This window comes from Rubrivirga sp. S365 (assembly GCF_032248475.1).
In the GTDB taxonomy this organism is placed as follows: Bacteria; Bacteroidota; Rhodothermia; order Rhodothermales; family Rubricoccaceae; genus Rubrivirga; species Rubrivirga litoralis.
Map to the genome: position 1 here is coordinate 1 of NZ_JAVTTN010000007.1, position 8851 is coordinate 8851.

10 protein-coding genes are annotated in these 8851 nt (G+C 66.3%); 7 read left to right on the forward strand and 3 right to left on the reverse strand.

Annotated elements, in window-relative coordinates; translation table 11 throughout:
• On the reverse strand, positions 1-711 hold a 711-nt coding region (locus RQM47_RS16700; protein ID WP_314009822.1), incomplete at its 3' end, for a hypothetical protein.
• Positions 712-1489: 778 nt separating this feature from the next.
• Here RQM47_RS16700 and RQM47_RS16705 point away from each other — a divergent pair.
• The 7 genes from RQM47_RS16705 (at position 1490) to RQM47_RS16735 (ending at position 6348) form a co-directional block, all read left to right on the forward strand.
• Complete coding sequence (locus tag RQM47_RS16705) at positions 1490-1963, forward strand: plasmid mobilization protein (RefSeq protein WP_314009824.1); 474 nt, start codon at positions 1490-1492, stop codon at positions 1961-1963.
• Positions 1960-3510, forward strand: coding sequence for a relaxase/mobilization nuclease domain-containing protein (locus RQM47_RS16710; RefSeq protein ID WP_314009826.1), 1551 nt, complete (start codon positions 1960-1962; stop codon positions 3508-3510). Before RQM47_RS16705 ends, RQM47_RS16710 begins: the two co-directional genes overlap by 4 nt.
• 133 nt (positions 3511-3643) lie before the next feature.
• Positions 3644-4201, forward strand: a complete 558-nt coding sequence (locus tag RQM47_RS16715; protein WP_311665860.1) for a ParA family protein — start codon at positions 3644-3646, stop codon at positions 4199-4201.
• Between the two features lie 92 nt (positions 4202-4293).
• The gene (locus tag RQM47_RS16720) at positions 4294-4470 is read left to right on the forward strand and encodes a ribbon-helix-helix domain-containing protein (RefSeq protein WP_314009827.1); all 177 of its coding nucleotides are present in this window, start codon (positions 4294-4296) and stop codon (positions 4468-4470) included.
• Between the two features lie 55 nt (positions 4471-4525).
• On the forward strand, positions 4526-5374 hold the full coding sequence (locus RQM47_RS16725) for a replication protein RepA (RefSeq protein WP_311665864.1): 849 nt from the start codon (positions 4526-4528) through the stop codon (positions 5372-5374).
• A gap of 345 nt (positions 5375-5719) precedes the next feature.
• Positions 5720-5989 (forward strand): hypothetical protein, encoded by a 270-nt coding sequence (locus RQM47_RS16730; protein WP_311665866.1) that lies wholly within the window; start codon positions 5720-5722, stop codon positions 5987-5989.
• On the forward strand, positions 5989-6348 hold the full coding sequence (locus tag RQM47_RS16735; RefSeq protein WP_311665868.1) for a PIN domain-containing protein: 360 nt from the start codon (positions 5989-5991) through the stop codon (positions 6346-6348). Before RQM47_RS16730 ends, RQM47_RS16735 begins: the two co-directional genes overlap by 1 nt.
• Before the next feature lie 321 nt (positions 6349-6669).
• Here the strand turns inward: RQM47_RS16735 and RQM47_RS16740 are convergent, their stop codons facing one another.
• Together RQM47_RS16740 and RQM47_RS16745 are read right to left on the reverse strand one after the other, a co-directional pair.
• Positions 6670-7407, reverse strand: coding sequence for a hypothetical protein (locus tag RQM47_RS16740; RefSeq protein WP_311665870.1), 738 nt, complete (start codon positions 7405-7407; stop codon positions 6670-6672).
• Positions 7408-7525: 118 nt separating this feature from the next.
• The coding region (locus RQM47_RS16745; RefSeq protein WP_314009829.1) for a T9SS type A sorting domain-containing protein at positions 7526-8851 on the reverse strand (1326 nt) is incomplete at its 5' end.

Here is an 8851-nt window from a genome sequence, read left to right on the forward strand (position 1 = left end):
AGGTCCGCGCCATGAATACTGGTTGCTAGCTAGTGCGAGGCCGCAGTAGCTGTTTCCACTTTCGCAGAATGTTTTCCCGCTCAAGTAACCATTCCCGACGCGGACGCGGCTGTTGACCGACCGGACTTCGAGGAACAGCTCCAGTGACCCGTCCCCGTCATCGTGGGAGACGGTGGTCGAGTAGTACCCAGTCGAGCTCGTGACGAGGATGTTGTTAAGCGCGGCGAACGCCGAGTTCCCGTCGTCCTCCCACACGGCGACCTCGACGAACGGGAGCGGGCGGATGACACCGGCGTAGTCGGTGTAGTAGACGTACCCGCTCACGTTCACGGTCGTCACGCCGGCCGCGCTCGCCGAGGCGGTGGTGCCTGAGCTAGACCGGCTCTGCGAGGCGCCCCCCTGCGAGCCTTGGCCGTTCGCCCCTGAGGAGGTGCTGTCGTAGCGGACGGCGCCGTCGGCGTCCATGTACCGATCTCCACGGACGCCCGGCTTCGCCTCCGCCGGCTCGCCCTGCCCCAGAGTGGGGACGCCGAGGGGGACGAGGTAGAGGGACCCCGGCTCCCCGCCCTGCTCTGCGAGGTATTCCGAGAGTCGGACGACCCGGAAGGCCTTCGGCTTCTCCCCCGGCTCGGCCGGGACGAACGTGAGCACCTCCGCGCTGTATGCCGGAGTCCCATCGGGGAGCGTGCCGGTGACCTCGACAACGACCACGTTCGGTTCGGGGTCTACGTCGGTCCGGCTCCGCTTCGGGAGCTTCCGCTTCGACAGGCGCCGGAGTTCCTTGGGGAGGTCGAGGCTGACCTGCTTCCGCTCCTTGTTGCGGGTCTGGCCGAGCGCGCGCTTGCTCTTGACCTTGGAGGCGTTGGGCGTGTCGGAGTCGGCCTGCTCTGTGAGGGTGACCGTGACGTCAGAGAGGTCGCCCTGGAGGACGATGTCGAGGGGAAGACTACCGCCCGAGGTGACCGAGCCGTCAGGGAGAACGACCTCGGCGGCCGGGGGGAGGGACTGGGCTTCCGAGGGGCGGGTGCCCCCGAGGGCGAGAGCGGAGAGGAGGCTACGGAGACAGTCTTAACGAAGGGTGTCATGGTCGTCGGTGGAGTGGTGGGGTCGCGGACGACGAGGGGGCGTGTAGGCGCTGGGTTTTGCAGGCGCTACGTCGGAAGGAGGCGAGTGTAGGGAGCGCGGAGGTCATTGCAACTGGATCCCGAAACTTTTCCCTTCAACCTGCTGAGATGGATCCTGTAACTCCAGGTGATTGCCCTCAGCGAAGCGGGAGCTGTGTCCTGTATGACGGCAGCTCTCTCATATCCGCGCGATTTGATGCGATTTGATGCGAGCAAGTGGATGTAACACATCCGGCCGTGGGCGCGCTGCCCAGACCGTCGTAGGTTGGGGAGCCCGGTGGGCGTTTCGCGACGGGCGCTCAACGCCGGGAGCTAGGACCCACAGACCACCACCCCGCCCCCGCGCCGGTAGCGGCGCTTGTCCGATGGCCGTCGAGAAGAGCGTGGTCCGGTCGGTGAGGTTCAGCCCCGAGGAGTGGGCGCGCGTCGAGGCTTGGGCGCGGGACGCGCAGGTGAGCCCGTCGCGGTACGTCCGCGAGGCGACGATGCGGCGGCGGCCGGCCGAGCGGCCGCGGGGCGTGCGGGCCGAGGCCGTCCGCGAGATGAAGGCGGTCGGCCGGAACCTGAACCAGCTCGTCCGGCTCGCCCACCGGGCGCGGGCCGACCGGGCGGCGGGGCGGGGGGCGGACCCCGCGCTCGGCGGGGCGGGCGGGACGGTGACGCCGGAGGAGGTCGCGGCGTGCCTGGCCAACGTGCTCGCGGCCATGGACCGGGTGAGCCCGCCGCGGTCGGAGGGCGACGCGTTCATCGCCTCCGACATGGAGCCCGACCACCCCGACCGTGTGGCCGCGAGTGGGACGGCGGCCGGCCGGGGGCGGGCAGACCGGGGGGCACCGTGATCGGGTCGACGTCGAGCGGGGCCAGCTTCGGCGCCTTGGGGTCGTACCTCGAGCGCGGCAAGGGCGACGTCCCGGCCGAGGACCGCGTGGCGTGGGTCGAGGGGCGGGGCTTGGTCCGGGAGGTGGACGGGTCGGTCTCGGTCGAGCGCTCGGCGCGGTTCATGGAGGCGACGGCGGACCTGAACCCCCGGTGCACCGAGCCGTGCTACCACGTGTCGATCTCGTTCGACCCGTCCGACCTCCCCGGCGGGCCGAGCGATCCGGCCTCGCGCGAGGTCATGCTGGGCGTGGCGCGCGACACGCTCCGGGACCTCGGGTTGCACGAGCACGAGGTCGTGGTCGTCGCGCACGGGGACCGCTCGCACCCCCACGTCCACATGATGATCAACCGGGTCCACCCGGAGACGGGGCGGGCGTGGGACCGGTGGCAGGACCGGGTGCGGCTGGAGCGCTCTCTGCGGGGCCAGGAGCGCGCGCGGGGGCTCCGGGAGGTGCCGGGCCGGCTCGGACGGCTGGAGGGCCAGGAGCGGCCCGCCAGGGGCCTCTCACGGGGGGCGCAGCGGGCGGCGATGCGGGAGGCCGAGCGGACGGGGGAGCGCCCGCCCTTGGAGCAGGCCCGGGCCGACCTCCGGGGGGACTTCGAGGGGGCGAAGACGTGGGACGACCTGGAGGGCCGGCTCGCGAAGGAGGGGTACGTGCTCCGGGCGAAGGGGCGGGGGCTCGTGGTCCGCGACGGGCGGGGCCGGGAGGTGAAGGCGTCGGCGGTGGCCCGGAACGGCGGGCGCGGTCAGCTGGAGAAGCGGTTCGGGGAGGGGTTCCGCGTGCACCGGGCGCGGGTCGAGGCGCGGACGGGGCCGGTGCCGGCGGGGCTCTCGCCGCACGCGGAGGCCGTGGTCCGGGCCGAGCGGGACCGCGAGGTGGCGGCCGAGCTCCGGGCGGCGGCGGGGCGAGCGGGGCGTCGGGTGGGGTCGGCCGAGGGGTCGGTCCGGGCGCTCGCGGACCAGGAGCGGGAGGTGGCCGGGGCGTGGCAGGGGGTCCGGGACCGGCTGAGAGGGGTGTACGAGGACCCGGCCGGGGCCGAGCGGCTGTTCGTGCGGCTGAGCCGGACGGAGGGGCTCGAGCGGGCGTGCGAGGAGCTCGCGCAGCGGCCGGAGCGGTTCGGGCGGCTCCGGGAGACGGAGCACCGGAAGTGGGGGGGGCTCGCGGTCGAGCGGCGGACGGACGCGGCCCGGGCGGCGGCGTCGGGGGCGGCCCTGGAGGGGGCGCAGTACGGGGAGCGGTGGCGGGCGCTGGAGCGGGAGAGGGAGCGGGCGCCGCGAGCGCTGAGGGAGGCGAAGGGGGCGCGCGAACGAGCGCGAGCGGCGGTGGCGGCGCGGCCGGGGGAGCACGTGGCGGCGGGGCGGGTGGAGGGGCTGGGGAAGGCGCTCCAGCCCGTGGACCGGCAGATGCTGGAGAAGGCGGCGCCGGGTGTGTCGCGGTCGGTCGGGGCCGTGGTGGCGAAGGCGCTGGCGCGGGAGGCCGAGCGGGGGTACGACCTCGGGCGGTGAGGGAGGCGACAGCGCTTCGGCCGGACCTGCACACGGCCAGCGAACCAAAAGCAGCTGACGCCAAGACACATTGGCGCAATGATGCAATGGCGTCTGTGCCGTACATTGCGTTCACTCACCGGACGGAAGGGTTATGCGGGTCATCTCCTTTGTGAACAAGAAGGGCGGCGCCGGGAAGTCGACCTCAGTCTGCGCCCTCGCGCTGTATTGGGTCGAGCGCGCCCGGAAGCGCGTGGCCGTCCAGGACATGGAACTCGACGGTGGTTCGAGCAGCTTTGTGGAGCACATTGGCCACCCTAACCTCGCGCACTACGAGGATGGAGACACCTACGACTACGTACTGATCGACACGCAGGGCGGCGCCTCAGACGCCGAGTTGGCAGAGGTCGAGCGGAGTTCGGACCTAGTCGTCATCCCGCTGCTTCTGGCGCCGCTCGACGTCGCCAAGGCTGTCGAGACGGCGGCGAAGCTGCACCGGCCGGAGCGTGCCCGCTTGCTCCTCAACCAGACCCGGGCCAACACCACCGCTTGGCGCGACCGGGCACGGGTGCTTGACGCCGTCCCGGTCGCGCCGCTGGAGAGCCACCTGACCCGGCGGACCGCTTATGCGAACCTGCTTGTCGACGGGTGGAGCGCTCTGAGCCGTGAGGCTCTCACCGAACTAGAAGCCCTCGCATGGGAGGTCAGCTAATGGCAAAGCAACGCGATCTGTCCGCCCTCGTCGGGGCGAAGCAACGGAAAGAGAAAGAGGCTGCGGGATCGGCTATGAGTCAAGACGCCGATGTGTCAAGACGCAAAGATGCATCGAGCGACGTAAAACGCAAGCACTTCCGGGTCGAGAAGAAGGTGGCCACCCGGTTTGCCATCCTCGCGAAGGAGCGGGACACGACCGAGACGGCGCTCCTACACGAGGCCATCGGCCTGCTGTTCGAGAAGTACGGGGTGGACGTCCCGCGCTGACCGCGCCTGTCTGGACCGCTCGCGTTTCCCCGGCTCGCTATCGAGAGGACCACCCATGAGCAAAACCCAGCTACAGCAGATCGACCAGCTACTCGGGATCGGGTTCGGAGAGACCGACCCGGACACGCGCTACATGGCGCGGATCATGATGCAGGCCGTGATCCCTCACAAGGAGACGGCCTTGCGAGAGGTCGGGGTTCAAAATGGGGACTTCACGGTCGGCATCCAAGCTGGGATCGGTGAGAAGCTTCCGGCAGGCAGCTTGCCGCGCCTGCTCCTCGTCTGGGTGATCGCCGAAGCGATCCGCACTCGGAATCGGGAGATCTACCTCGGGGACTCTTTGGCGGAGTTCATGGGCAAGCTCGATATCGTCCCCCACGGCGGACGGTGGGGGAGCATCACACGGCTGCGAACGCAGGCGCGGCGGCTGTTCAATGCCCGCGTCTCGTTCATCTACAACGGCCCGAAGGGATACGGCTCCAAAAACGTCCAGTTTGCCGACATGGTGCGGATGTTCTGGACCAACGAGGACTTCAACCAGGGGGACCTAGAAGGGCACTCGATCACGCTCTCGCAGCCCTTCTACGACGAGATCGTCAAGCGGCCCTTTCCTTTTGATATGAACATCCTACGGGGGCTTGCGCGCTCCCCGTTGGGCATCGACCTGTATGTATGGCTCACTTACCGAGTCAGCTACCTGAAGCAGCCCGTCAACATCTCCTGGGAGCAGTTGCAGAAGCAGTTCGGTTCCGCCTACGTCAGCCCCACCGGAGGGAAAGAGTTCGCCCGCTCTGCTAAGCGGGAGCTGACGAAGATTCGCGCTGCGTGGCCGCAGCTCCGTTACGAGACGCCGCGCGGGCGTCTCCGGCTGCATCCGTCTGCGCCCTCGATCAGCAAGACCTAGACCGCCCAATAGGGGCCGCTCAACCTGTGGACGGGGAGACTTATCCACGCATTAAGACCCCACCTTCCCACAAAACGTTGCAGGACAATAGCTTGCCAGGGTAAAACCCCGCCTTTTGGGGTAGGCTTACGCATTAAGACCCCACCTTCTTACGCATTAAGACCCCACCAACCTGTATTACTCCTATAAAACCCCTTCCTGTAGGAGCACGAGGTCTTGTGAGTTTGGGGATAACCGGCTCCGCCAACGGCCCCCGTCCGTCCCGAGACACACCGTGGCCGAGTCCAATTGCACAGGCAGCGCAGGCGGGCTACAATGCACCAACACCTAGAGCGGGACCCGACCATGAGCTTGCAAGAGATCGAACGAGCCATCGCCGATCTACCGGACCGCGAGAGGGCCGAGCTCGTCCGGTGGATCAACGAGAACCTGAACGAGAGGGCCGATGACCGCGGCCGCGGGTACCCCACCATGTCCCAGCAGGAGGACGAGTTGATCCAGCAGCGCCGGGAGTTGGCTGAGGCCGCCGCTCCCTACTGGGCCGGTGGGGACGGGCTGGAGTACCAAGTCCGCATTCGGACCGAGTGGGACGACCGACCCGGGGCCGACCGCTAATGCTCCTCGACTCCGTCATCGTCATCGACCGCTTGAACCGGGTGCCGGAGGCCCTCACCTTCTTCGGCCAGCACGCCGACCTTGCGGTCTCCGCCGTCACCGTGGCCGAAGTGCTCGCGGGAGCCGAGGAGGACGGACACGCTGACGTTTCAGCCTTCCTGAGCACGTTCGCGTTCCTAAACATGGACTTGGCCATCGCCGAGCGGACTGGAAGGCTCCGCCGAACGGAGCGGTGGAAGCTCCCCGACGCGATTCAGGCGGCGACGGCTCAGCACCACGGTCTCCAGCTCGTCACGCGGAACACGAAGGACTTCAAGCCGGAGCGACACCCGTTCATCCTCGTCCCGTACACGCTCTAGCCTCTCAGGGGCTCGTAGCTCCCCGCTGAGCGCGTCCGAGCACTCGCCCCGTCTTTGGGGACCCGCCAGGACGATCGGCGCTCTACGAGACACGTAGGACGCCGTAGAAGGAAGCCGCCTCCTCCCCTCTGAGGTACCGCCGGCCAGCATTATCGGCAGCCCTCCGGGACCTCGGATCTGCAACGGATGAGGCTAGATCTCGCCGCGGCCTCAGTTCCTAAGAGACGCCTCCTGACGCCAACGCCGATTCCGGGCTTCTAGAGGGGGCGCCGTGGGTCGATACTTGCGATAACCCCCCCTACCGGAAGTTCGTCTGAAGTACTATTGAGCGTCTCTGCGGATGATCACGCTTAGACCTATGAAGTTGGGATCGGTGCAGTCGTAGCCCGATAGGTCGAACTCCTTCACCACCCGAGCCTCGACGGTGTGCGGGCTGAACCGCACCGACTCCCCCTGGACGAGCTTGACCCGCCGGCCCTCGTGCTCGACGGTGAGCCGGAGCGGTGTATCCCTGAGGCCGCACCCCGCGTCTCGCCATCCGTACTCTGCTGGCTCAACCCCGAACGCCCACCCGTCGAGGAGCGGGAGGGTCCCGCCGTCGGGGAGAGCTGGGACGCTCGACCCGTAGAAGGCGAGGCCGTCGTCGTCGGTCACGAGGAGCGATGTGTACCCGCCGGTGGACGTTGGACCCACCCCCAGCGCCACATCGTACAGGCGACCGACGACGAGCCGGACGTCACTGGGCGTGAGGTCGTGGAGCTCGAAGGCGTGGGTAGTGTCATCGGCGGTGAAGACGAGGCGGAGGTAGTCATACCCCGAACCGGGCTGGTCTCCCCCTTTGCGCTGGAGCGAGAGATCTGTGAGAGCGCCTGAGGCCGACCACGAGCAGAGGGGAGAGCTTGACCCGCAGTCGAACCTCAGCGGTGTCTCCGGGTAGAGCCGGAAGGACGAGAGCGGTTCCGGGGCCTCCCTATCTGTGAGCGAACAAGAGGGTAGAGCAAGCACTACGGCGCTGACAAGGAGGAGCTTAAAACTGGCGAAGAGGGGGAGGCGGTTCATCACCGGAGCTTTTGGGGAGACGGAAGCCAGAGCAGAACCTTGCGGTAGTGCGGTACGGATGCGGCGGGGGGTATCCGATTCTCCCCCCCGCCGATTAGTGGCATCCTCTGTGACAGTGTCAGCGGACGACGGTAACCCGGCGAACCTCAGCGTACGAACCGGCCTCGATCCGGACCACGTAGACGCCTGCCGGGAGCCCCTGCGCCTCAAACGGGGCCGAGTGGTACCCGGACTCTACCGAGCCGTCGGCGAGGAGGGCCACCTCCCGGCCCAGCAGGTCGTACACCGCGAGACGGACGGAGGCCGCTTCCGGGAGGTCGTACCGGACTGTGACGGTCCCACGGGACGGGTTCGGCGCCGGCGCGTGGAGGGCGAACTCCGTCGGAGTCGCGGCGGTGAGAAGAGCGGGGCAGAGGATTTGGCTCGGGTCGCAGTTGGTCCCGACGGAGACGTATTGGAACGCTGACTTCGTTTGTCCCCCACTCGTCACAGTCACGGAGAGATCAAAGTCCGAGAGACCGCTCGTGGTGTACGACCGGGAAGTGACCCCGGTATCCCCGCCGCTCTTGTACCAGCGGTACGAGTATGATCCCGTGGCGCCGGAGGCGCTAGCCGTCCACGTACCGCTCTGCCACTGGTTGAGAGCTGAGGGGCCGGAGATGTACGCGTTGAAAGGGGCTGTCTCGGGGAGGATCGGGGTCGGGAACCCGTTCTGGACCATAACCCTCGACGCCCGGTTCTTCTCCAGTTGCGTGAGATACCCAGAGGCGAGGGCAGCGTCGTAGAACTCGTAGATGCTGTCGATATTATTCATCCTAATTATCTCGAGCTCTTCATGCAAAGAATAAATTCTGTCAGCGTCATCATCACCATCGTCGTTTAGGTCGTAAAAGTCATTAACTGTAGATGATACTCTAAACTCATTATGGGCGCCAGGATTATTTTGAGTAAATGATCCGTAGCGATTGTCATAAGCTAGCTCAACGTTAGGAACAAAGCTAAAATTACCAGCATTGTAAGTTTGGTCAGTAAGAACAGCTTGTGCGAACGCAGTAGGCCATCCCTCTGTCCAGGCAAATCCAGGATCTATCAAAGTGCCGTAGAAGTGCTGGCCTCCTGCATTGGGAGGACGATACGAGTTGCGGCGGAACATCGTAAAGTGCCCATATTCATGATACGCAACATCTTCACTTCTGGCAATACCATGTATAATGTCAAAAACGAGATGATGGTTATAGTTGTTGAGAGAAAAAGCGCCGTCATTGTAAAGGCTGTTAGACGGGAAATCAATACCTGTAACAGCACGAACTTGTCCTGGTGAGAATGCGGTATGGGTGAAGTTAGCTGCATCGTTAAGCCACTTAAAAAGTTGAGCACCGATCCTGCGATTGTCTGATATAGTATAGGTCATCTGACGAGTTCCTCCTGTGATTCCTGTCACCAC

Excerpts from the sequence above, each read along its gene's own strand:
- RQM47_RS16705 (WP_314009824.1), top strand. The coding sequence starts at position 1,490 with ATGGCCGTCGAGAAGAGCGTGGTCCGGTCGGTGAGGTTCAGCCCCGAG.
- RQM47_RS16715 (WP_311665860.1), top strand. The coding sequence starts at position 3,644 with ATGCGGGTCATCTCCTTTGTGAACAAGAAGGGCGGCGCCGGGAAGTCG.
- RQM47_RS16725 (WP_311665864.1), top strand. The coding sequence starts at position 4,526 with ATGAGCAAAACCCAGCTACAGCAGATCGACCAGCTACTCGGGATCGGG.
- RQM47_RS16730 (WP_311665866.1), top strand. The coding sequence starts at position 5,720 with ATGAGCTTGCAAGAGATCGAACGAGCCATCGCCGATCTACCGGACCGC.
- RQM47_RS16735 (WP_311665868.1), top strand. The coding sequence starts at position 5,989 with ATGCTCCTCGACTCCGTCATCGTCATCGACCGCTTGAACCGGGTGCCG.
- RQM47_RS16740 (WP_311665870.1), bottom strand. The coding sequence starts at position 7,407 with ATGAACCGCCTCCCCCTCTTCGCCAGTTTTAAGCTCCTCCTTGTCAGC.